We start from the raw sequence: 23,928 nt of genomic DNA on the forward strand, positions 1-23,928 counted from the left end.
TGTTGTTGATAAATGTTGAACAGCTTAGTAAGTCAATACAAAGTATTTTTTCTTCCCACGACGGATAACAGTCAGTTCATTTTCTAACTTATCAGCGTCACTCAAGACATAATCAAGGTCTTGGATACGGTCGCCGTTGACGTAGATAGCTCCGTTTTGGACGTCTTCACGGGCTTGGCGTTTTGAGTTAACTACACCAGATGAGACGAGCAGTTCCACGATATTGTGGTTTTCGTCTGCTTGAACTTGGTAGTTTGGTACTCCACGAAGTCCTTGTTTGAGCTCTTTGACAGAAAGGTTTTTGATGTTTCCTGCAAAGAGTTGCTCAGTGATGTTGAGAGCTTCTTTGTAAGCTTCTTCGCCGTGAACAAGTGTAACAACTTCACGAGCCAAGACTTTTTGAGCCAAGCGTTCGTGTGGAGCCGCTTCAAATTGTTTACGGATGTCTTCAATCTCATCAAGTGACAAGAAGGTAAAGATTTTCAAGAAGCGAACAGCGTCAGCGTCCATCACATTCATCCAGAATTGGTACATTTCGTATGGAGAAGTCTTTTCAGGATTGAGCCAGACTGCGTTTCCTTCAGATTTACCAAATTTTTTACCAGTTGCATCTGTAATCAATGGAACAGTGATAACGTGACCAGTCTTGTCAGACTTACGACGAAGCAATTCGGTACCAGCTGTCATATTTCCCCACTGGTCAGAACCACCGATTTGTAGCGTTACGTTGTGGTCTTGGTTAAGGACGAAGAAGTCGTAACCTTGCATGATTTGGTAGGCAAACTCAGTGTAAGAAATTCCTGTTTCGATCCGTTTTTTCACAGACTCCTTACTCATCATGTAGTTGACCGTGAAGTATTTTCCGATATCACGGAGGAAGTCAATGAAGCTGATGCTGCCAAACCAGTCGTAGTTGTTGACCATGACAGCTTTATTTTCGCCATTTTCAAAGTCAAGAAAACGAGAAAGTTGTCCTTGGATAGACTTGACCCAGCCATCTACCGTGTCTTTTGTTTGGAGACTACGTTCAGCATCTTTGAAGGACGGATCTCCGATGAGACCTGTAGCACCGCCAACGAGCGCATAAGGTTTGTGACCTGCTAGCTGCAAGCGACGACTTGTCAAGATTGCGACAAGGTGGCCTAGGTGAAGGCTGTCAGCAGTTGGATCGTAGCCAGTATAATAAGAAACTTGACCTTCTTCTAGGGCTTTACGCAAAGCTTCTTCATCAGTCGTTTGAAATATCAAACCACGCTCTTTTAGCTCATCAAAAATGTGCATGTGTCTTTTCTCCTTTTTAAAATTATTGTTTCTATCTATTGTATCACAAAGTCAGGAAATAGCCTAGCAGAATAGGGAAGAAAGTGGCTATTTTATTGAAAGTTTCCCTTTTGTGGTATAATAGATAGAGTGAGGAAATCCATGCAAAATCAATTAAATGAAATAAAACGAAAAATGCTGGAATTTTTCCAGCAAAAACAAAGAAATAAAAAAAACGCTAGGCCAGGCAAGAAAGATTCAAGTGCCGAAAAATCTAAATCCCTAGATAGGCCAGCCATTTTTCCAGCTATTTTACTGAGTATAAAAGCCCTATTTAACTTACTCTTTGTGCTCGGTTTTCTAGGAGGAATGTTGGGAGCTGGGATTGCTTTGGGGTACGGAGTGGCCTTGTTTGACAGGGTTCGGGTACCTCAGACAGAAGAATTGGTACATCAGGTCAAGGACATCTCTTCTATTTCAGAGATTACCTATGCGGATGGGACGGTGATTGCCTCCATAGAGAGTGATTTGTTGCGCACTTCTATCTCATCTGAGCAAATTTCGGAAAATCTGAAGAAGGCTATCATTGCGACGGAAGATGAACACTTTAAAGAACATAAGGGTGTAGTGCCCAAGGCGGTGATTCGTGCGACCTTGGGGAAATTTGTAGGTTTGGGTTCCTCTAGTGGGGGTTCAACCTTGACCCAGCAACTGATTAAACAGCAGGTGGTTGGGGATGCGCCGACCTTGGCTCGTAAGGCGACAGAGATCGTGGATGCTCTTGCCTTGGAACGTAATATGAGCAAAGATGAAATCTTGACCACCTATCTCAATGTTGCTCCCTTTGGGCGAAATAATAAGGGGCAGAATATTGCAGGAGCTCAGCAGGCAGCTGAGGGGATTTTCGGTGTAGATGCGAGTCAGTTGACGGTTCCTCAAGCAGCATTTTTAGCAGGACTTCCACAGAGTCCCATTACCTATTCTCCTTATGAAAATACTGGAGAGTTGAAGAGTGATGAAGACCTAGAAATTGGCTTGAGACGGGCTAAGGCAGTTCTTTACAGCATGTATCGCACAGGTGCATTAAGCCAAGACGAGTATTCTCAGTACAAGGATTATGACCTCAAACAGGACTTTTTACCATCGGGCACGGTCACAGGAATTTCACGAGACTACTTATATTTTACAACTTTGGCAGAAGCTCAAGAACGTATGTATGACTATCTAGCTCAGAGAGACAATGTCTCCGCTAAGGAGTTGAAAAATGAGGCAACTCAGAAGTTTTATCGCGATTTGGCAGCCAAGGAAATTGAAAATGGTGGTTATAAGATTACTACTACCATAGACCAGAAAATTCATTCTGCTATGCAAAATGCAGTTTCTGACTATGGCTATCTTTTAGACGATGGAACAGGTCGTGTAGAAGTAGGGAATGTGCTTATGGACAACCAAACAGGTGCTATTCTAGGCTTTGTAGGTGGTCGCAATTATCAAGAAAATCAAAATAATCATGCCTTTGATACCAAACGTTCGCCAGCTTCTACTACCAAACCTTTGCTGGCCTACGGTATTGCTATTGATCAGGGCTTGATGGGAAGCGAAACGATTCTATCTAACTATCCAACAAACTTTGCTAATGGTAATCCGATTATGTATGCTAATAGCAAGGGAACAGGAATGATGACCTTGGGAGAAGCTCTGAACTATTCATGGAATATCCCTGCTTACTGGACCTATCGTATGCTTCGTGAAAAGGGTGTTGATGTCAAGGGTTATATGGAAAAGATGGGTTACGAGATTCCTGAGTACGGTATTGAGAGCCTGCCAATGGGTGGTGGTATTGAAGTCACAGTTGCCCAGCATACTAATGGCTATCAGACCTTAGCTAATAACGGAGTTTATCATCAGAAGCATGTGATTTCTAAAATTGAAGCAGCAGATGGTAGAGTGGTGTATGAGTATCAGGATAAACCAGTTCAAGTCTATTCAAAAGCGACTGCGACGATTATGCAGGGATTGTTGCGAGAAGTTCTATCCTCTCGTGTGACAACAACCTTCAAGACGAATCTGACTTCTTTAAATCCTAATCTGGCTAATGCAGATTGGATTGGGAAGACTGGTACAACCAACCAAGACGAAAATATGTGGCTCATGCTTTCGACACCTAGATTAACCCTAGGTGGCTGGATTGGGCATGATGATAATCATTCGTTGTCACGTAGAGCAGGTTATTCTAATAACTCTAATTACATGGCTCATTTGGTAAATGCGATTCAGCAAGCCTCCCCAAACATTTGGGGGAACGAGCGCTTCGCTTTAGATCCTAGTGTCGTAAAATCCGAAGTCTTGAAATCAACAGGTCAAAAACCAGGGAAGGTTTCTGTTGAAGGAAAAGAGGTAGATGTTACAGGTTCGACTGTTACCAGCTATTGGGCTAATAAGACAGGAGCGCCAACGACCAGTTATCGCTTTGCTATTGGTGGAAGTGATGCGGATTATCAGAATGCTTGGTCTAGCATTGTGGGGAGTCTACCAACTCCATCAAGCTCCAGCACTAGTTCAAGTAGCAGTTCTAGCGACAGTAGTAACTCAAGTACTACACGACCTTCTTCTTCAAGGGCGAGACGATAAGTTCTATAAACTGTGCTAAATGAAGTGGCTAATCAATGGATTGCCACTTTTTTCTTTTTCCCTTTCGTGTTACAATAAAAGTATGAATCAGTATCAGAAAAAGATTGTTAAAGGAACCATTTATTCTCTTCTATCCGGCTTAATCTGGGGAATCTGTGGAATTTTAGGAGAATATTTCTTTACTCATTATCAAGTGTCCTCTGGCTGGATTACCTCTATGCGTTTGACACTGGCAGGGAGTCTTGTGCTCGTTTGGTCTGCAATACAATTAAAATCGCAAGTGCTAGATATTTGGCGAGATAAGAAAAATTACCTTCCCTTTTTGGCCTATGCTATTTTGGGAATTTTCTCAGTCCAGTATTTTTTCTATCTCTGTGTAGAATTTTCTAATGCAGCGACAGCAACTATTTTACAGTTTATTAGCCCTGTCTTTATCCTCTTTTACAATCGCTTGGTTTATCAAAAACGAGCATCAAAAAGCGCTATTTTTTATGTTTTGGTTGCCATGTTGGGTGTTTGCCTGATGGCGACAAAGGGAGATCTCTCTCAGTTATCCATGACACCACTAGCCCTTATAACAGGTTTGCTGAGTGCCATGGGGGTCATGTTTAATGTTATCTTACCCCAGCCTTTTGCGAAGCGCTATGGTTTTGTTCCTACGGTTGGGTGGGGGATGATTTTGGCCGGTTTGTTTAGCAATGTCCTTTCGCCGGTTTATCAGCTTTCCTTTATTCTTGATATTTGGAGTATCTTGATTTGTCTCATTATCGCTTTCTTTGGAACGGCTTTTGCCTTTTTCATTTCCATGAAGGCGGTGTCCTTGGTTTCTCCTTTGGTGGTTTCCGTTATCAGTGCCAGTGAACCTCTCTCTTCTGCCCTTTTGAGTGTTTTATTTTTAGGATTGGTAGTGGATTGGTCCCTTCTTCTAGCGATGGCCTTGATTATTTTGCCTATGATATTTTTGTCTATAGAAGAAGCGAAAGAAAGTAGATAAAAAGTCTTTTCTTAATTCTAAAAGTGTGCTATACTAGAATAGTCAATAAAACACGGGGAGATAGTTGTGAAGATTGTTTTTAGGTTGTATCGGTAGAGGCTTGCTTTTACCGACAGCACGTTTTATCTCACATCCCTAAAAATCATACCTAAAAACAAACAAAAAGGCTTCAAATTTGAGGCCTTTTTTGGTAGAATAGGTATCATTAAAATGAACTAGGAGACGCTTATGACTGCTACAAAAATGAACGCTCAAGAAATTATCCAATTTATCGCCAATGCCGAAAAGAAAACCAGTGTGAAAGTAACATTTGAGGGACAACTCGCAACTGCTGTACCTAGCTCTGTTGTCAAACTAGGGAATGTCCTATTTGGAGACTGGAAAGATGTGGCTCCGCTTCTCGATGGTTTGGTAGAAAATCAAGACTATGTTGTTGAGCAAGATGCTCGTAATTCTGCAGTTCCCTTGCTAGACAAACGTGCTATCAATGCTCGTATTGAGCCGGGTGCTATTATCCGTGACCAGGTTGAAATTGGTGACAGTGCTGTTATCATGATGGGAGCAGTCATCAATATCGGTGCTGAAATTGGTGCAGGAACCATGATTGACATGGGGGCTATCCTTGGTGGCCGTGCTATTGTTGGGAAAAACAGTCACGTTGGTGCAGGTGCCGTTCTTGCAGGTGTGATTGAGCCAGCTAGCGCAGAACCAGTCCGTGTTGGAGATAATGTTCTTATCGGCGCTAATGCAGTGGTCATCGAAGGAGTTCAAATCGGTAGTGGTTCAGTTGTCGCAGCAGGAGCTATTGTTACCCAAGATGTCCCAGAAAACGTAGTAGTAGCAGGTGTTCCAGCTCGTATCATCAAAGAGATTGATGCCCAAACCCAACAAAAAACAGCGCTAGAAGATGCGCTTCGTACCTTATAATTGTAAAAGAAAAATAGAGGCGGAACCCTTCTTCCAGCCTCTTTCTGCTATATAGGAGGACAGATAGATGTTAGATTTGATTCAGACTAGACGAGATTTGCACCAGATTCCAGAGATTGGCTTGGAGGAGTTCAAGACTCATGCTTATTTGCTAGATGTGATTGAGAAATTGACTGCGGGCAAGAAGTTTGTTCAAGTTCGTACTTGGCGGACAGGTATTTTGGTCTATTTGCAGGGAAGTCAGCCAGAGAGGACCATTGGTTGGCGGACAGATATTGATGGTCTGCCTATCGTTGAACAAACAGGATTTCCTTTCGCTTCTCAGCACCAAGGTAGTATGCATGCTTGTGGACATGATTTCCACATGACCATTGCCTTGGGCTGTCTTGAGCGCGCCCTTGAGGAGCAACCAAAGAACAATCTACTCTTCCTATTTCAGCCTGCTGAAGAAAATGAAGCTGGTGGCATGCTCATGTATGAGGATGGCGCTTTTGGAGACTGGTTGCCAGACCAGTTTTATGGCCTCCATGTCCGTCCAGATCTGAAAGTTGGCCAGATTGCGACCAATACTCATACACTTTTTGCAGGGACTTGTGAGGTGAAGATTCGTTTCAAAGGCAAAGGTGGCCACGCAGCCTTTCCGCATGAAGCCAATGACGCTTTGGTGGCGGCTAGTTACTTTGTAACCCAAGTGCAGTCAGTTGTCAGCCGCAATGTCAACCCAATCGAGGGAGCAGTGGTGACCTTTGGCGTTTTTCAGGCTGGAACAACCAACAATGTCATCACAGACACAGCCTTTTTACATGGAACTATTCGTGCCTTAACTCAGGATATGAGCCTCTTGGTGCAAAAGCGGGTCAAAACAGTTGCAGAAGGAGTTGCAGCTGCCTTTGATATGGAAGTTGAAGTGGAACTCAAGCAAGGTGGATACCTACCTGTTGAGAACAATCCAGCCTTGGCGCGTGAACTGATGGATTTCTTTGAAGAAAAAGACGGAATCGAGCTGATTGATATCGAGCCTGCTATGACAGGTGAAGACTTTGGTTATCTTCTTTCAAAGGTTGATGGTGTTATGTTTTGGCTAGGTATCGATAGTCCCTACGCTCTTCATCACCCTCAAATGAGTCCTAAGGAAGAGGCTTTATCTATTGGGGTGGATGCGGTCTCTAGTTTCCTGAAAAAGAAGGCAGCAGAGTAGAGGAATTGTCTATGAAAGCAGAATTACGCAAGCAAGTCTTGCAAGAAATGAAGACTATATCTCAAGAGCAAAAACAGGCTATAGAGCAAGCTTTAACCGAGCGATTGTTACAACACCCCTTTTACCAAGAAGCCAAGGTTATTGCAACCTATCTCTCTTTTCCTCATGAGTTTCAAACGCAGGGATTGATTGAGCAGGCGCTGAAGGATGGCAAGAAGGTTCTGATACCCAAAACCTATCCCAAGGGGCACATGGACTTTGTGGTCTATGATCCGCAGCAGTTGGTAAAAACTTCCTTTGGCTTACTGGAACCACAGGGAGATTTGGAAGTATTGGATGCCTCTAAGATTGATTTGATTCATGTTCCGGGGCTGGCTTTTACGACAAAGGGTTATCGAATTGGCTATGGCGGAGGTTATTATGACCGCTATCTGGAACAGTTTACTGGTCATACTTTGAGTACGGTTTATCATTATCAAGTTCAGGACTTTATCCCTGAAAAGCATGATATTCCTGTTCAGGAGGTTCTGATTGATGAAAGAAATCTTTGATAGGCGTTACCCTGTGACGAGTTTCTTCCTCTTAGTGACGACCTTGGTATTTCTACTAATGTTGGTGACCACAGGAGGAAACTTTTACAGGGCAGATACCCTATTTCGATTTGGAGCTATGTATGGGCCTGTTATTCGGCTCTTTCCCGAGCAGGTTTGGCGTCTCTTCTCTGCTATTTTTGTTCATATTGGGTGGGAGCATTTCATTGTTAATATGCTTTCGCTCTATTATCTTGGTAGGCAAGTAGAGGAGATTTTCGGATCCAAGAAGTTTTGCTTTCTCTATCTCTTATCTGGAATGATGGGCAATCTCTTTGTTTTTGTATTTAGTCCAAAATCCTTAGCAGCAGGAGCTTCTACTTCTCTCTATGGGCTATTTGCTGCGATTATTGTTCTTCGCTATGCAACGCGTAATCCTTATATCCAGCAGTTGGGGCAATCTTATCTGACACTTTTTGTGATTAACATTATTGGAAGTGTTCTGATTCCAGGAATCAGTCTAGCAGGTCATATCGGAGGTGCAGTTGGTGGCGCATTTCTAGCAGTTATCTTTCCAGTTAGAGGAGAAAGACGGATGTATGGCGCTAGTCAGAGACTGGTAGCGTTAGTGTTGTTCGTAGGACTCGCAGTCTTACTTCTCTACAAGGGAATGGGAATGTGACGAGCTTATAATAATAGTTGTGTAATGAAAAAAGATAAGGCATTTTTTGAACCTTATCTTTTTATTTTATACTCAATGAAAATCAAAAAGCAAACTAGGAAACTAGCAGCAGGTTGCTCAAAGCACTNNACGAAGTCAGTAACCATATATACGGTAAGGCGACGCTGACGTGGTTTGAAGAGATTTTCGAAGAGTATTATTCCTTCTCAGCCAATTCTTTTCCAAGTTGGATGAGGTAATCCTTCAAGTCATCTTTGACTTGTGGATGTTTGAGGGCGTAGTCAATAGATGTTTTCATAAATCCAAACTTATCCCCAACGTCGTAACGAGCTCCTGTAAATTCACGGGCGAAAACACGTTGTGTTTTATTAAGGGTATCAATAGCGTCGGTAAGCTGGATTTCATTTCCAGCGCCAGGAGCTTGCTTTTCGAGGATGTCGAAAATTTCTGGTGTCAGAAGATAGCGACCGATAATTGCTAAATCACTTGGTGCATCTTCGGGAGCTGGTTTTTCAACGAAAGTTTCGACACTGTAGAGACCATTGATTCCTTCTCCTTGAGGAGCAATGACTCCATATGATGAAACGTCTTCGTGTGGTACAGGCATGACAGCAATGGTTGATGCGTGTGTCTTTTCGTAATCATTCATCAGTTGTTTTGTCAAAGGAACGGCGTTCTCATCTGTGATGTCCATAAGGTCATCGCCCAGCATAACAACGAAGGGCTCATTTCCTACAAAAGCTTTGGCTTGTAGGACAGCATCTCCAAGACCACGAGGGTGAGTTTGGCGAATGAAATGGAGGCGCATACCAGTTGCTTCATCTACCAATTTTAACAAATCCGTTTTGCCTTTTTCCTTAAGATTGTATTCAAGCTCAAAGTTTGAGTCAAAGTGGTCCTCAATAGAACGTTTTGACTTACCAGTGACAACTAGAATATCTTCAATACCTGATTTGAGAGCTTCTTCCACGATAAACTGGATAGTTGGTTTGTCTACAATTGGCAACATTTCTTTGGCAAGAGCCTTGGTTGCTGGTAAAAATCGAGTTCCTAGTCCAGCAGCAGGAATGACTGCTTTTCTAACTTTCAGTGCCATAAGAATCCTTTCTTTAGAGGGTTAAGACCACTCATTTTCTGCTTTAAATTCATTGTTCATGATGTCATAAATGGCATCTTTGATATTGGTTCCGTGGTAGATAACTTGGTAAATGGCCTGCGTAATCGGCATATAGACTCCAAGTTCTTGCGCTAGTTCATAGGCTGCTCGAGTCGTTGAAATTCCTTCAATCACCATTCCCATATTGGCTTCGATATCAGCTAGGGATTCTCCACGACCAAGGGCATCTCCGGCTCTCCAGTTACGAGAGTGGATGGAGGTTCCCGTTACGATCAAGTCTCCTACACCAGACAAGCCACTATAGGTCAATGGACTAGCCCCGAGTGCCACCCCTAGGCGGGTAATTTCTGCCAAGCCTCGAGCGATGATGGCTGCCTTGGCATTGTCACCAAATCCCAAACCATGTAAAGCTCCGGCACCGACAGCGATAATATTTTTAAGAGCACCAGCGGTTTCAACTCCAATAACATCCGTATTGGTATAAAGTCGGAAGTAGTGATTACTAAAGAGCTCTTGAACGTATTGAGCTGTTTGTAAATCTTTAGAAGCAGCAGTTATTAAGGTCAGGTCACGCACAATGGTTTCTTCCGCATGACTAGGCCCTGACACAACGACAATCTCACTGCGGAGATGTTCAGGAATTTCTTCTTCAAGAATGGTTGATAATCGTTTATGGCTATCAGGTTCTAATCCCTTTGATGCGTGCATGATGATAGCCTTATGATCCAAGGTTTTTGCAACTTGTTGGGCAACAAGTCGTGTCACTTTTGTTGGGACAACAAACAAAATCGCATCTACATCTTTTAATGCCTCTGCTAAGTCGGTGCAGGCAATGATATTTTCGTCTAGAACGACATCTTTAAAATAGTGCTTGTTAGTATGATAGGTATTAATTTCATTGATTTGCTCGGGAAGATTTCCCCAAATACGTACCTCGTGTCCATTGTCATTTAAGACTTGTGAAAGGGCAGTTCCCCAAGAACCAGGCCCCAAGACGGCGACGGTTTGTTTTTCCATGATTTCCTCCTTAATAGAGTTCTTTCTCTTATTCTATCATATTCTAGGGGATTTTGCACTTGCATTGCTGGGGAGTGGTGGCTTTGTGACTTCAAAAATACACAAAAACCGAGACTCAGTATTAAACTCTTAGTCTTTAGTTAAAGTGAGAAGAAATCTGATAGATAGTTTGATTCAGTATATGCTATAATAGAGGTAAACAACTCAGGAGGTTCTTGTAGGTTGCGAGAGTTTGGCGAAAAAATTAAAAGATTACGTTTGGCTAAAGAAATCAGTCGTTCAGAATTTTGTGGTGATGAGTCTGAATTAAGTATCCGTCAATTAATTAGAATTGAAAATGGAGAATCCAGACCAACACTAACAAAGTTAAAATATATCGCTGAGCGTTTGGGAGTTGAAGATTACAAGTTGATGCCAAGTTATATAGAGTTGGATAAGGAATACCTAGAATTGAAGTATTTCTTGATGAGGACTCCTACATACGAAGATGAAACTATCGCCCAAAAGAAAGAGAGTGTTTTTGATAAGATTTTTGAAGAATATTATGATAGACTTCCTGAGGAAGAAAGGTTTATCATAGATGTTTTACAAGCATATGATGATTTTGGTTGGTGGAATGATGATAGCAATTTAGGAATGATTTTACAAGAGTATTTCGATCACATTTTGTTGAAATCAAAATATGAAGTTAACGATATTTTAATCATAAAGCTATTTTTGGTAAGATTAGTACACCAAGATACAATAATAGATGAGATTGAAGTGAATACCTTCTTAGTAATAGCTGATAAAATTTTACAACAAGTTGAGATGTTTGATATTGAATATTCATTTCTAATCAGAGATTCATTACTTTTGTTGTTAGGAATATTTGAAAAAATTGCTAATTACAGTCAATTTGAAGATATTCTTTACAAATTAAATGAAATTACCTCAAAATCATACGACTATCAGAAAAAACCAATTATTCGACTATGGGAGTGGCGCTATGCATTATTTGTAAAAAAAGATTATTCAGTAGCTGAAAATTATTTTCAAGAAGCAAAAATATTTGCTAGAATGATTGATAATAGTCATTTGATAGAACAGCTAGAAAAACAATGGCAACATGACCTCCAGGATTTTTTTAAAAATAAACATTAGAAAATAAAAAAGTGACAAAAATGTCACTAGTTAAAAAGACCGAGAGAAAGTTTTCGAAATCATAAAAACGCATGATATCAGGTGTTTAAAAACTTGATATTATGCGTTTTATCATTTAAAGAGTTATTATGTTTTTCCCTTAGATTGAGTTCGTATCGAGTTCCTTTTTATACTAATTGAGTACTTATTAGTAGATAAGTTGTTGAAATTAGTGACATTTATGACCTTGGAGAATGTGTAACATAGAAGTATAATAATCCTGTAGAAAAAATAAGGAGAGAAAATATGTTAGTGCTAGTTGTTGCCATTTTTTGGATTTATAAATAATAAAGATAGAATAGGAAGGTCTATGTTAGAACTAAAAAATATTAGCAAAAGTTACGGACAAGGGACGCTAAAAAATAATGTCTTAAGAGAAATAAATTTTAAGGTAGCTGAAGGAGAATTTGTATCGATAATGGGACCATCAGGTTCGGGCAAATCGACATTTATCAATATTTTGGGACTGATTGATTCTGAATTTGAAGGAGAATATATATTAGACGGAAAAAGTATTGAGAAGTTAAATGAAAATCAACAAGCAAGTTACCGTAATCGTGATATTGGATTTGTTTTTCAACAATTTCATCTTATTGATGAATATACTGTTAAAGAAAATATTTTATTATCATTCCTATATTCTGATCAACAGCCAGATATAGAATACATTGATAGTTTATTACAAGACTTAGGGCTTATAGATAAGATGAATGAGTACCCAAGTCATTTATCAGGCGGACAGAAGCAACGAGTTGCTTTAATTAGAGCTCTTGCTCATAAACCTAGATTTCTTATAGCAGATGAACCTACAGGTGCATTAGATGAGAAAAATAGGAATGAGATATTGCAAATCCTACAAAATTTGAATCATTCTGGAACGACAATTATTGTAGTAACTCACGATGAGTTTGTTGCCAGTCATTGTAGAACAAGGTATCGAATGAAAAATGGGTATCTAACACTTGAGGGAGAAGGATTACATGAAGTTTAAAAAGCTGTTAATAGATACTTTAAAGCTGTTAAAGAGGAATAAAAGACAGAGTATTCTGACATCCCTAGCCATCACAGTGGCAACATTTGTTTTATTAGTAATACTATCAAGTTCTTCCTATACAACTTCTACATTAGGAAATGATTTAAAGATAGAAGAAGACACAGCAACAATGACTTATACTCCTCAAAATATGTTGGATATTAGAGGGTTTACACAGGAAGATAAACAATTGGTTGAGCAAACTATTGGAAAACATGCAAGACTTTCTTCCAGCTCTTATGCTTTGTATGCTGAAACGTATTTTAATGATTCTAAGCAGAATCTTAGTTTTCGAACATTGGGCGATTTGAATAAGAATGGTTTAGTTATGCCTGCTTTATTAAAAGGAAGAGCCTTAGAGGAACTAGATGGAGGTGTCGCTATTAGCGATAAGGCTCTCATGTCATTGACTCGAAAGGAAAATATTGAAACTTTTTTAGGAGAGACTATCAATATATCTGGGAAAGAATATCCAATCCAGGCAATATATTATGGATCAGCTGTTAATGAAAGATTACCTTCTTTATTGGTTACTAATGAAATCAAAGAGTTACTTTTAGGAAAAAGGGAATATTTTGATGAGTTAGTGGTAGAAACTAATCAGTTGGAGAATATAAATAAGGCTTTATCTGCTTTAGATACTTATGGAACATTCCGAAAGGAAGGAACCTATGCATATATAGATAATAGAAGGGTATATGAGGAAACAAAGGCTCAAGCTACTACAATATTAAATTTCATTGCACTTTTATCAAGCATTTCAATTTTTGTAGCTGGTTTTGGGGTTATGAATGCTATGTTGTCTTCTGTTAGCGAACGTAGCAAGGAGATAGCGATTCGTCGAGCTTTGGGAGCTAAAAAATCTGATATTTATCAATCATATATGATGGAGGGGACTCTTTTATCGATTATGGGAGCTATAGCTGGTATTGGAGTAGCGACATTATTTGTTATTTTAATGAATATGAGTGGTTTTGTTACGACATTAACTCTGGATCATATTTTGATTACTCTATTCACAACGGGTGTATTTGGAATTGTATTTAGTATTATGCCTGCAATGGTTGCAGCAAATAAAAATGTTATTGAAGGTCTAAGGTAATGATGGATGTGAATTTAAAGGAGGTAGAATGAAATTTACAAAAATAGATAGAGTATTTTCTCTATTGCTAATTGTGGAATTTACAATATGTTTTTTTACACTAGATAATTTTAATCTTTTTCAATTTATGCTGTTTGTACAAATTATACCGTCAATAGTATTAGCTTTGTTATCGGGAAGTATTTCTTCTAGAAGTAAGCACAGCTGGGTGTTATTAATTATTTTTGGAATAATCTATGCTTTAATGATGTTTGGAATTCTCAGAGTTACTCCTATGACGCTTATAGAACAAAATACGATTCAATCTGAAACTTCCGTATTTACATTCAATAGAAATTTACAGTTAGGAACTTATTTTGGATTTTTCCTACAGGAATTTTTACTAGGAGCTTTTATTTGCACTATTTCAAAAATTTTTGGAAGAATTAAACAAGGGAAATTTTAATGAAGCCGGCATTAAAAAGAAGAATTGCTTCTGCAGTTATTTAGAAAATTATATTATTGACATGGTGTAACATTTGGAGAAAATTATTTTTGAACGAAAAAGATTTGAGTATATCAGTCCTAAAAGAAAGCAAGTAAAGGACTTTATGATTCTAAAAAATTTCATGTCTAAGACAATTCAAGTTGAAATCAGAGTGGAGGACTACTTGTTAGACCTTCTTATTTTAAAAGAGATGAGTACAGAATTTTATAATTTAGATTTTCTTTCTTTGCCCTATGATGTCAATATAGATGTGAAAGAAGTTGTAGAGGATGTTGATTTAACAGTCTATAAGAATAGTAAATATAGGGAGTTTAATTTCTTTAAAAATATTTGTAAATGATATTTTTAAAAGTCTATCCATCCCTATATTAGAATTGCTACAACAAGTTTTCAACACTTGTTTCAACTGAACATACTAAAAACCGAGACTCAGTATTAAACTCTCAGTCTCGGTTTTTATATTCGTTATAGTATAGTTAGGTTTATTTCAATTGATCTGTAATGTCTTTTGATAGCAACATTCCCAGATGATAAGTTTTATTGATGTAAGCAATGACATCATTGATATTTTCAGTCGTGTGAATTTTCTCCTTGATGTCAGCCCTAAATGTTTCATCCTTCAAAAGTTGTTCTTGGTAGAGCCTTTGCAGTCTCTCCTTCTCGTACTTATTGAGCAGAAAAAGGAAAACCAAGCTAATCACAACGAGGACATAAGCATATTGGCTCATAGGAAATCTCCCTGTATGATAAAGAAGTAGTAGTGAGTAAATCGATTTAGTGGACCTAAAATAGCAGAACAAGTCAGCAAAACTTGATAAGATTTTTGATAGGCCTCTAAACCAAATTACGTATAGGCTTTAGTGTAAGTTACTTAGATTATTTTGCAATCAAGTAATTTAAAATATTACGACATGAACCTAACCAAATCGATATTATTTGGTTAGATGAATTAGTAAAGCGTTTAGACAAGTGTCTCTAGTTACGACGTCATGGACTCTAAATCGATTATATTTAGAGTCCATGGCTAGTGAAGCAGTTAGCTAGTCCGCATATAAGCGGCTAGCGTCTAACAATTAGGAACTTTAGTTCCAATTGTTAGTACTGAATCACATCTTCTCTGGCGCTTCTACTCCAAGCAAGCGAAGGGCTTCTTTGAGAACGACTGCGGTTGCGTAGCTGAGGGCTAGACGGCTGTCGCGTTCTGGGCTTTCATCCAAGATACGTGTATGTGCATAGTATTTGTTAAAGGATTGAGCTAGGTTAATTGCAAATTTAGCAATGATAGAAGGTTCAAAGTTATCTGCCGCACGGTTGATAATACGTGGGAAGTCTTGAATGAGTTTAATGATTTCCCAGCTTTCCCAGCTTTCAGTATCATTCAAGCTATAGTTGCCAGCTGTTTCTGGTTTGAAATCGGCTTTGCGTAAGATCGATTGGATACGAGCGTAGGCATATTGAACGTAAGGTCCAGTTTCACCCTCGAAGGATACCATAGCCTCTAAGTCGAAGTCGTATCCATTTGTACGGTCGGTTTTGAGGTCATAGAATTTAATGGCTCCAACCCCAACAGCATGCGCTACTTGGTCTTTATTTTCCAATTCAGGATTTTTAGCTTCGATTTGGGCTTTGGCACGGCTAACAGCCTCTGCAACAGTAGGTTCTAGCAGGATGACATTCCCTTTTCGAGTAGAGAGTTTCTTCCCTTCTTTTGTAACCAAACCAAAAGGAACATGGGTAATGTCGTCACTCCAATCGTAGCCCATCTCTTGCAAAACAGCTTTGAGCTGTTTAAAGTGGGCAGATTGCTCTTGACCAACGACATAGATAGATTTAGCAAATTGGTATTCGTTTTTACGGTAAAGGGCTGCAGCTAAGTCACGTGTGATATAGAGAGTTGCACCATCAGATTTCTTGATAAGGGCTGGATGTTCAATTCCATATTTCTCAAGATTCACAACTTGGGCACCTTCTGATTCAACAAGAAGTCCTTTTTCAGAAAGAATGTCTACAACTGCATCCATCTTATCGTTGTAGAAGGCTTCCCCATTGTAGCTGTCAAATTCGACTTGCAATTCATTGTAAAGACGGTTAAATTCTACTAAACTTTCATCACGGAACCATTGCCAAAGAGCGAGAGCTTCCTCGTCTCCATTTTCAAGTTTACGGAACCATTCGCGTGCTTCTTCATCCAAGCTAGGGTCATTTTCAGCTTCAGCATTGATGCGGACATAGAGTTTAAGAAGTTCATCAATTGGATGAGCTTTTACAGCTTCTTCGTCACCCCATTTTTTGTAGGCAACAATCAGCATCCCAAACTGTTTACCCCAGTCTCCCAAATGGTTGATCTTGACCGTTTGATAACCGATTTTTTGGAAGATATGTGATAAGCTATCTCCGATGACAGTTGAGCGCAGGTGACCAATAGAGAATGGTTTAGCGATATTGGGACTAGACATATCGATAACAACATTTTCTTGTTTGCCAATAGTTTGGTCAGCATAGTGTTCTTTTTGAGTGATAACAGCTTGCAATACTTGAGCAGAAATGGCAGATTTATCAAGGAAAAAGTTAACGTAAGGTCCTGTTGCGACAACCTTTTCAAAGGCTTGGCTGTTAATTTTTTCAGCCAGTTCAGCCGCAATCATTTGAGGTGCTTTACGTTCGACTTTTGCAAGAGAAAAAGCAGGGAAAGCGATGTCTCCCATTTCTGAGTTTTTAGGGGTTTCCAGTAAATTTAAAATAGCCTCTTGGTCTAGGCTATCAATGACGCTAGCCAATTCGCTAGCAATCAATTCTTTTGTATTCATTAAGAGCTCCTTTTTGGACTTTTCTACTATTTTATCACAATTTTAAAGAAAGAAGAAAAAATTTTTGAAATCTCCTATTTTTTTGGTATAATATAGTTATAAAAATAGTTATAAATATTCACATAAGAGGATTTTATGAGAAAAAGAGATCGTCATCAGTTAATAAAAAAAATGATTACTGAGGAGAAATTAAGTACACAAAAAGAAATTCAAGATCGGTTGGAGGCGCATAATGTTTTTGTGACGCAGACAACCCTGTCTCGTGATTTGCGCGAAATCGGCTTGACCAAGGTCAAGAAAAATGATATGGTGTATTATGTACTAGCAAATGAGACAGAAAAGATTGATTTGGTGGAATTTTTGTCTCATCATTTAGAAGGTGTTGCGAGAGCAGAGTTTACCTTGGTGCTTCATACCAAACTGGGAGAAGCCTCTGTTTTGGCAAATATTGTAGATGCAAACAAGGATGAATGGATTTTAGGAACAGTTGCTGGTGCCAATACCTTATTGGTCATTTGTCGAGACCAGCACGTTGCCAAACTCATGGAAGATCGTTTGCTAGATTTGATGAAAGATAAGTAAGGTCTTGGGAGTTGCTCTCAAGACTTATTTTTGACAAGGAGAGACGGAAAATGGCGACAGAAAAGCTATCACCCGGCATGCAACAGTATGTGGATATAAAAAAGCAATATCCAGATGCTTTTTTGCTCTTTCGGATGGGTGATTTTTATGAATTATTTTATGAGGATGCGGTCAATGCTGCGCAGATTCTGGAAATTTCCTTAACGAGTCGCAACAAGAATGCCGACAATCCGATTCCTATGGCGGGTGTTCCCTATCATTCTGCCCAACAGTACATTGATGTCTTGATTGAGCAGGGTTATAAGGTGGCTATCGCAGAGCAGATGGAAGATCCTAAACAAGCAGTTGGGGTTGTGAAACGAGAGGTTGTTCAGGTCATTACGCCAGGGACAGTGGTTGATAGCAGTAAGCCGGACAGTCAGAATAATTTTTTGGTTGCCATAGACCGCGAAGGCAATCAATTTGGCCTAGCTTATATGGACCTGGTGACGGGTGACTTTTATGTGACAGGTCTTTTGGATTTCACGCTGGTTTGTGGGGAAATCCGTAATCTCAAGGCACGAGAAGTGGTGCTGGGCTATGACTTGTCTGAGGAAGAGGAACAAATCCTTAGTCGTCAGATGAATCTGGTACTTTCCTATGAAAAAGGAGGCTTTGAAGACCTTCATTTACTGGATTCACGATTAGCAGCTGTGGAGCAAGCGGCATCTAGTAAGTTGCTCCAGTATGTCCATCGAACCCAGATGAGGGAATTGAACCACCTCAAACCTGTTATCCGCTATGAAATCAAGGATTTCTTGCAGATGGATTATGCGACCAAGGCTAGTCTGGATTTGGTTGAGAATGCTCGTTCAGGCAAGAAACAAGGCAGTCTTTTCTGGCTTTTGGATGAAACCAAAACGGCTATGGGTATGCGTCTCTTGCGTTCTTGGATTCATCGTCCCTTGATTGATAAGGAACGAATCATCCAACGTCAAGAGGTGGTGCAGGTCTTTCTTGACCACTTCTTTGAGCGTAGTGATTTGACAGACAGTCTCAAGGGTGTTTATGATATCGAACGCTTGGCTAGTCGGGTTTCTTTTGGCAAGACCAATCCAAAGGACCTCTTGCAGCTGGCGACTACCTTGTCTAGTGTGCCACGGATTCGTGCGATTTTAGAAGGGATGGAGCAACCTGCTCTAGCCTATCTCATCGAACAACTAGATGCCATTCCAGAGTTGGAGAACTTGATTAGTGCAGCGATTGCTCCTGAAGCTCCTCATGTGATTACAGATGGGGGAATTATCTGGACTGGATTTGATGAGACTTTAGACAAGTACCGTCGCGTTCTCAGAGAAGGGACTGGTTGGATTGCTGAGATTGAGGCTAAGGAACGCGAAAACTCTGGTATCAGCACGCTTAAGATTGACTACAATAAAAAGGATGGCTACTATTTCCATGTGACCAATTCACAACTGGGAAATGTGCCACCCCACTTTTTCCGCAAGGCAACGCTGAAAAACTCGGAACGCTTTGGAACCGAAGAATTAGCCCGTATCGAGGGCGATATGTTGGAGGCGCGTGAGAAGTCAGCTAATCTAGAGTACGAAATTTTTATGCGCATTCGTGAAGAGGTCAGCAAGTACATCCAGCGTTTGCAGGCTTTAGCTCAAGGAATTGCGACCGTTGATGTCTTGCAAAGTCTGGCGGTTGTAGCTGAAACCCAGCATTTGATTCGACCTGAGTTTGGAGATGATTCGCGGATTGATATCCAGAAAGGGCGCCATGCTGTCGTTGAAAAGGTTATGGGAGCTCAGACCTATATTCCAAATACGATTCAGATGGCAGAAGATACCAGTATTCAACTGATTACAGGGCCAAACATGAGTGGTAAGTCAACCTACATGCGTCAATTAGCCATGACGGCGGTTATGGCCCAGTTGGGGTCTTATGTGCCAGCAGAAAGCGCCCATTTACCGATTTTTGATGCGATTTTTACCCGTATCGGAGCAGCCGATGATTTGGTTTCGGGTCAATCAACCTTCATGGTAGAGATGATGGAGGCCAACAATGCCATTTCGCATGCGACCAAGAACTCTCTCATTCTCTTTGATGAATTGGGACGGGGAACTGCAACTTATGATGGTATGGCTCTTGCTCAGTCCATCATCGAATACATCCATGAACATATCGGAGCCAAGACCCTCTTTGCGACCCACTACCATGAGTTGACTAGTCTGGAGTCTAGTTTACAACACTTAGTCAATGTCCACGTGGCAACTTTGGAACAGGATGGGCAGGTTACCTTCCTTCACAAGATTGAACCAGGGCCAGCTGATAAATCCTACGGTATCCATGTTGCCAAGATTGCTGGCTTGCCGGCAGACCTTTTAGCAAGGGCGGATAAGATTTTGACTCAGTTAGAGAATCAAGGGACAGAAAGTCCTGCTCCCGTGAGGCAAACAAGTGCTGTCACAGAACAGATTTCACTCTTTGATACGACTGAAGAACATCCTATCCTAGAAGAATTAGCTAAACTGGATGTTTACAATATGACACCTATGCAGGCTATGAATGTCTTAGTTGAGTTAAAACAGAAACTATAAAACCAAGACTCACTAGTTAGTCTAGCTGTATCAAGGAGACTTCTTTGACAATCCCCCACTTTTTTGCTAGAATAACATCACACAAACAGAATGAAAAGGAGCTGACGCATTGTCGCTCCCTTTTGTCTATTTTTTAAGGAGAAAGTATGCTGATTCAGAAAATAAAAACCTACAAGTGGCAGGCCTTGGCTTCGCTCCTGATGACAGGCTTGATGGTTGCCAGTTCACTTTTGCAACCGCGTTACCTGCAGGAAGTGTTAGACGCCCTCCTTGCTGGAAAATATGAAGCTATTTATAGTATCGGGGCTTGGTTGATTGGTGTGGCTTTGGTCGGTCTAGTTGCTGGTGGGCTCAATGTTGTCCTCGCAGCCTATATTGCCCAAGGAGTTTCATCCGACCTTCGAGAGGATGCCTTCCGTAAAATCCAAACCTTTTCTTATGCCAATATTGAACAATTTAATGCGGGAAATCTAGTCGTTCGCATGACAAATGATATCAACCAGATTCAGAATGTCGTCATGATGACCTTCCAAATTCTTTTCAGACTTCCCCTCTTGTTCATCGGTTCGTTTATCTTGGCGGTTCAAACCTTACCTTCTCTGTGGTGGGTGATTGTTCTCATGGTAGTCTTGATTTTTGGTTTGACTGCTGTCATGATGGGAATGATGGGACCTCGTTTTGCCAAGTTTCAAACCCTTCTTGAACGCATCAATGCCATTGCCAAGGAAAATTTGCGTGGCGTTCGTGTGGTCAAGTCCTTTGTCCAAGAAAAAGAGCAATTTGCTAAGTTTACGGAGGTTTCAGACGAACTTCTCGGTCAAAACCTTTACATTGGTTATGCCTTTTCAGTAGTGGAACCCTTTATGATGTTGGTCGGCTACGGGGCGGTTTTCCTCTCTATTTGGCTGGTTGCTGGAATGGTTCAGTCGAATCCGTCTGTTGTTGGTTCCATCGCTTCTTTTGTTAATTACCTAAGCCAGATTATCTTTACCATTGTTATGGTTGGATTTTTGGGAAATTCTGTCAGTCGTGCCATGATTTCCATGCGTCGTATTCGAGAAATTCTGGACGCAGAGCCAGCCATGACTTTCAAGGATGTCCCAGATGAAGAGTTGGTCGGAAGTCTTAGCTTTGAAAATGTGACCTTTACCTATCCAATGGACAAGGAACCGATGCTGAAAGATGTGAGCTTTACTATTGAACCTGGTCAAATGGTTGGTGTCGTTGGAGCGACTGGTGCAGGAAAATCAACCTTGGCTCAATTGATTCCACGTCTCTTTGACCCGCAGGAAGGGGCTATCAAAATCGGTGGCAAGGATATTCGAGAAGTGAGTGAAGGGACCCTGCGTAAAACAGTGTCTATCGTTCTTCAACGTGCCATTCTCTTTAGTGGAACGATTGCTGATAACTTGAGACAGGGTAAGGGAGATGCTACTCTATTTGAAATGGAGCGTGCAGCCAATATTGCCCAGGCTAGCGAATTCATTCATCGTATGGAGAAAACCTTTGAAAGTCCAGTTGAGGAACGGGGGACTAATTTCTCTGGTGGGCAAAAGCAACGGATGTCGATTGCTCGTGGAATTGTCAGCAATCCACGTATTCTGATTTTTGACGATTCGACCTCGGCCTTGGATGCCAAGTCAGAGCGCCTGGTGCAAGAAGCCTTGAATAAGGACTTGAAGGGAACAACAACCATTATCATCGCGCAAAAGATTAGCTCGGTTGTCCATGCAGATAAAATTCTGGTTCTAGATCAAGGACGATTGATTGGTCAAGGTACGCATGCAGACTTGGTTGCCAACAATGCTGTTTACCGCGAAATCTATGAAACACAGAAAGGAAAGGAGGAGTAAAATGAAGACAGTTCAATTTTTTTGGAATTATTTTAAAGTCTATAAGCTATCATTTGTAGTTGTCATCCTGATGATTGTTCTGGCGACTCTTGCCCAAGCCCTCTTTCCGGTCTTTTCTGGACAAGCAGTGACGCAGTTAGCTAATTTAGTTCAAGCTTATCAAGATGGTAATCCAGAACTTGTTTGGCAAAGCCTATCAGGAATCATGGTCAATCTTGGCCTGCTGGTTTTGGTTCTATTTATCTCCAGTGTCATATACATGTGTCTCATGACGCGCGTGATTGCAGAATCGACCAACGAGATGCGCAAAGGCCTATTCGGTAAGCTTGCTCGCTTGACGGTTTCTTTCTTTGACCGCCGACAAGATGGCGATATCCTATCTCGTTTTACCAGTGATTTGGATAATATCCTCCAAGCCTTTAATGAAAGTCTGGTTCAGGTCATGAGCAATATTGTTTTATACATTGGTCTGATTCTTGTCATGTTTTCGAGAAATGTGACGCTGGCCCTCATCACCATTGCCAGCACACCAGTAGCCTTCCTCATGCTGATTTTTATCGTAAAAATGGCACGGAAATATACCAACCTCCAGCAGAAAGAGGTAGGGAAGCTCAACGCCTATATGGACGAGAGTATTTCAGGCCAAAAAGCCGTGATTGTGCAAGGAATTCAAGAGGATATGATGACAGGCTTTCTTGAACAAAATGAGCGCGTGCGCAAGGCAACCTTTAAAGGAAGAATGTTCTCAGGAATTCTGTTCCCTGTCATGAATGGGATGAGTTTGGTTAACACAGCTATCGTCATCTTTGCGGGTTCAGCTTTTCTATTGAATGATAAATCTATTGAAACAAGTACAGCCCTAGGTTTGATTGTTATGTTTGCCCAATTTTCCCAGCAGTACTACCAGCCTATTATCCAAGTTGCAGCTAGTTGGGGAAGTCTTCAGTTGGCCTTTACAGGGGCTGAACGGATTCAGGAAATGTTCGATGCAGAGGAAGAAATCCGACCTGAAAACGCCCCGACCTTCACTCAGTTGCAAGAAGGTGTTGAAATCAGTCACATTGATTTTTCATACTTGCCTGATAAACCTATTTTGAAAGATGTTAGCATTTCTGCCCCTAAAGGTCAGATGACAGCAGTTGTTGGTCCGACAGGGTCAGGGAAAACGACTATTATGAACCTTATCAATCGCTTTTATGATGTTGATGCTGGTGGTATTTATTTTGACGGCAAAGACATTCGTGACTATGATTTAGATAGTCTCAGAAGCAAGGTGGGAATTGTCTTGCAAGATTCGGTTTTATTTAGCGGAACGATTCGAGACAATATCCGTTTTGGTGTGCCAGATGCCAGTCAGGAAATGGTTGAGGCAGCAGCCAAGGCAACCCACATTCACGACTATATCGAAAGTTTGCCTGATAAATATGATACCCTTATCGATGATGACCAGAGCATCTTCTCGACAGGACAAAAACAATTGATTTCTATCGCTCGAACTCTGATGACAGATCCAGAAGTTCTCATTCTCGATGAAGCAACTTCAAACGTAGATACGGTGACAGAAAGCAAGATTCAGCATGCCATGGAGGCGGTTGTAGCAGGCAGAACCAGTTTTGTCATTGCCCATCGCTTGAAAACCATTCTCAATGCAGACCAGATTATTGTCCTTAAAGATGGAGAAGTCATTGAACGTGGTAACCATCATGAACTCTTGAAACTAGGTGGATTCTACTCAGAACTCTATCACAATCAATTTGTCTTCGAATAAGAAAAAAGTTGTCCTATGTGGGCAGCTTTTTCTTGTCCATAAAAAATATTTATCACGGCCTTTAAAAAAACATATTAGACGAAAGTTGTTTTGAGTGATATGATAGGACTATCGTTATACTCAATGAAAATCAAAGAGCAAACTAGGAAGCTAACCGTAGGTTGCTCAAAGCA

At 40.6% G+C, this 23,928-nt stretch carries 20 protein-coding genes; 15 read left to right on the forward strand and 5 right to left on the reverse strand.

Annotation, left to right across the window (positions count from 1 at the left end; translation table 11 throughout):
• Positions 1–24 precede the first annotated feature (24 nt).
• Entirely contained in the window at positions 25–1,281 is a 1,257-nt protein-coding gene (tyrS, locus tag HT720_RS07290) for a tyrosine--tRNA ligase (protein WP_173275271.1), read from the reverse strand.
• Positions 1,282–1,422: 141 nt separating this feature from the next.
• On the opposite strand from tyrS, the gene pbp1b reads away from it, so the two are divergent.
• From pbp1b to HT720_RS07320, 6 genes are all read left to right on the forward strand, one after another.
• The gene (gene pbp1b / locus HT720_RS07295) at positions 1,423–3,891 is read left to right on the forward strand and encodes a penicillin-binding protein PBP1B (protein WP_173275273.1); all 2,469 of its coding nucleotides are present in this window, start codon (positions 1,423–1,425) and stop codon (positions 3,889–3,891) included.
• Positions 3,892–3,973: 82 nt separating this feature from the next.
• Entirely contained in the window at positions 3,974–4,885 is a 912-nt protein-coding gene (locus HT720_RS07300) for a DMT family transporter (RefSeq protein WP_050243304.1), read from the forward strand.
• A gap of 228 nt (positions 4,886–5,113) precedes the next feature.
• Positions 5,114–5,812 (forward strand): 2,3,4,5-tetrahydropyridine-2,6-dicarboxylate N-acetyltransferase, encoded by a 699-nt coding sequence (dapD, locus tag HT720_RS07305; protein ID WP_164226280.1) that lies wholly within the window; start codon positions 5,114–5,116, stop codon positions 5,810–5,812.
• Between the two features lie 67 nt (positions 5,813–5,879).
• Positions 5,880–7,010 carry an N-acetyldiaminopimelate deacetylase gene (locus tag HT720_RS07310; protein WP_050392044.1) on the forward strand — a complete coding sequence of 377 codons (1,131 nt, stop codon included), beginning with the start codon at positions 5,880–5,882 and terminating at the stop codon, positions 7,008–7,010.
• Between the two features lie 11 nt (positions 7,011–7,021).
• Positions 7,022–7,561 (forward strand): 5-formyltetrahydrofolate cyclo-ligase, encoded by a 540-nt coding sequence (locus HT720_RS07315; RefSeq protein WP_050392045.1) that lies wholly within the window; start codon positions 7,022–7,024, stop codon positions 7,559–7,561.
• On the forward strand, positions 7,545–8,222 hold the full coding sequence (locus HT720_RS07320; RefSeq protein WP_050392046.1) for a rhomboid family intramembrane serine protease: 678 nt from the start codon (positions 7,545–7,547) through the stop codon (positions 8,220–8,222). The genes HT720_RS07315 and HT720_RS07320 overlap by 17 nt, the downstream gene beginning before the upstream one ends.
• Positions 8,223–8,418: 196 nt before the next feature.
• Here the strand turns inward: HT720_RS07320 and galU are convergent, their stop codons facing one another.
• Both galU and HT720_RS07330 read right to left on the reverse strand, forming a co-directional pair.
• Entirely contained in the window at positions 8,419–9,318 is a 900-nt protein-coding gene (galU, locus tag HT720_RS07325; protein ID WP_050392047.1) for a UTP--glucose-1-phosphate uridylyltransferase GalU, read from the reverse strand.
• 21 nt (positions 9,319–9,339) lie between these two features.
• Entirely contained in the window at positions 9,340–10,356 is a 1,017-nt protein-coding gene (locus HT720_RS07330; RefSeq protein WP_173275277.1) for an NAD(P)H-dependent glycerol-3-phosphate dehydrogenase, read from the reverse strand.
• A 222-nt stretch (positions 10,357–10,578) separates the two neighbouring features.
• Here HT720_RS07330 and HT720_RS07335 point away from each other — a divergent pair, with 222 nt between their 5' ends.
• The 5 genes from HT720_RS07335 to HT720_RS07355 all read left to right on the forward strand — a co-directional run bounded on the left by HT720_RS07335 (position 10,579) and on the right by HT720_RS07355 (position 14,500).
• Positions 10,579–11,499, forward strand: a complete 921-nt coding sequence (locus HT720_RS07335; protein WP_173275280.1) for an XRE family transcriptional regulator — start codon at positions 10,579–10,581, stop codon at positions 11,497–11,499.
• A 349-nt stretch (positions 11,500–11,848) separates the two neighbouring features.
• Positions 11,849–12,529 (forward strand): ABC transporter ATP-binding protein, encoded by a 681-nt coding sequence (locus tag HT720_RS07340; protein ID WP_173214509.1) that lies wholly within the window; start codon positions 11,849–11,851, stop codon positions 12,527–12,529.
• Complete coding sequence (locus HT720_RS07345) at positions 12,519–13,673, forward strand: FtsX-like permease family protein (protein WP_173275283.1); 1,155 nt, start codon at positions 12,519–12,521, stop codon at positions 13,671–13,673. The genes HT720_RS07340 and HT720_RS07345 overlap by 11 nt, the downstream gene beginning before the upstream one ends.
• Positions 13,674–13,701: 28 nt before the next feature.
• The gene (locus HT720_RS10275; protein WP_240156330.1) at positions 13,702–14,118 is read left to right on the forward strand and encodes a hypothetical protein; all 417 of its coding nucleotides are present in this window, start codon (positions 13,702–13,704) and stop codon (positions 14,116–14,118) included.
• 73 nt (positions 14,119–14,191) lie between these two features.
• A complete protein-coding gene (locus HT720_RS07355) occupies positions 14,192–14,500 on the forward strand; it encodes a hypothetical protein (protein ID WP_049511642.1) in 309 nt (102 codons plus the stop codon).
• 142 nt (positions 14,501–14,642) lie between these two features.
• On the opposite strand, the gene HT720_RS07360 is transcribed toward HT720_RS07355, so the two are convergent.
• Entirely contained in the window at positions 14,643–14,888 is a 246-nt protein-coding gene (locus HT720_RS07360; protein WP_023943963.1) for a hypothetical protein, read from the reverse strand.
• Positions 14,889–15,266: 378 nt separating this feature from the next.
• Positions 15,267–16,967: an arginine--tRNA ligase gene (argS, locus tag HT720_RS07365; RefSeq protein ID WP_173275287.1), complete on the reverse strand. Its 1,701-nt coding sequence runs from the start codon at positions 16,965–16,967 to the stop codon at positions 15,267–15,269.
• Positions 16,968–17,102: 135 nt separating this feature from the next.
• Here argS and argR point away from each other — a divergent pair, with 135 nt between their 5' ends.
• The 4 genes from argR to patB all read left to right on the forward strand — a co-directional run bounded on the left by argR (position 17,103) and on the right by patB (position 23,755).
• The gene (gene argR / locus HT720_RS07370; RefSeq protein WP_001231476.1) at positions 17,103–17,549 is read left to right on the forward strand and encodes an arginine repressor; all 447 of its coding nucleotides are present in this window, start codon (positions 17,103–17,105) and stop codon (positions 17,547–17,549) included.
• 50 nt (positions 17,550–17,599) lie between these two features.
• Positions 17,600–20,134, forward strand: coding sequence for a DNA mismatch repair protein MutS (mutS, locus tag HT720_RS07375; RefSeq protein ID WP_173275289.1), 2,535 nt, complete (start codon positions 17,600–17,602; stop codon positions 20,132–20,134).
• 146 nt (positions 20,135–20,280) lie between these two features.
• A complete protein-coding gene (gene patA, locus HT720_RS07380; protein ID WP_173275291.1) occupies positions 20,281–21,987 on the forward strand; it encodes a multidrug efflux ABC transporter subunit PatA in 1,707 nt (568 codons plus the stop codon).
• A 1-nt stretch (position 21,988) separates the two neighbouring features.
• Positions 21,989–23,755 (forward strand): multidrug efflux ABC transporter subunit PatB, encoded by a 1,767-nt coding sequence (patB, locus tag HT720_RS07385; RefSeq protein WP_173275293.1) that lies wholly within the window; start codon positions 21,989–21,991, stop codon positions 23,753–23,755.
• Positions 23,756–23,928: the final 173 nt, after the last annotated feature.

The sequence above is a fragment of the Streptococcus sp. 68 genome (assembly GCF_013277415.1).
Classification (GTDB): Bacteria; Bacillota; Bacilli; order Lactobacillales; family Streptococcaceae; genus Streptococcus.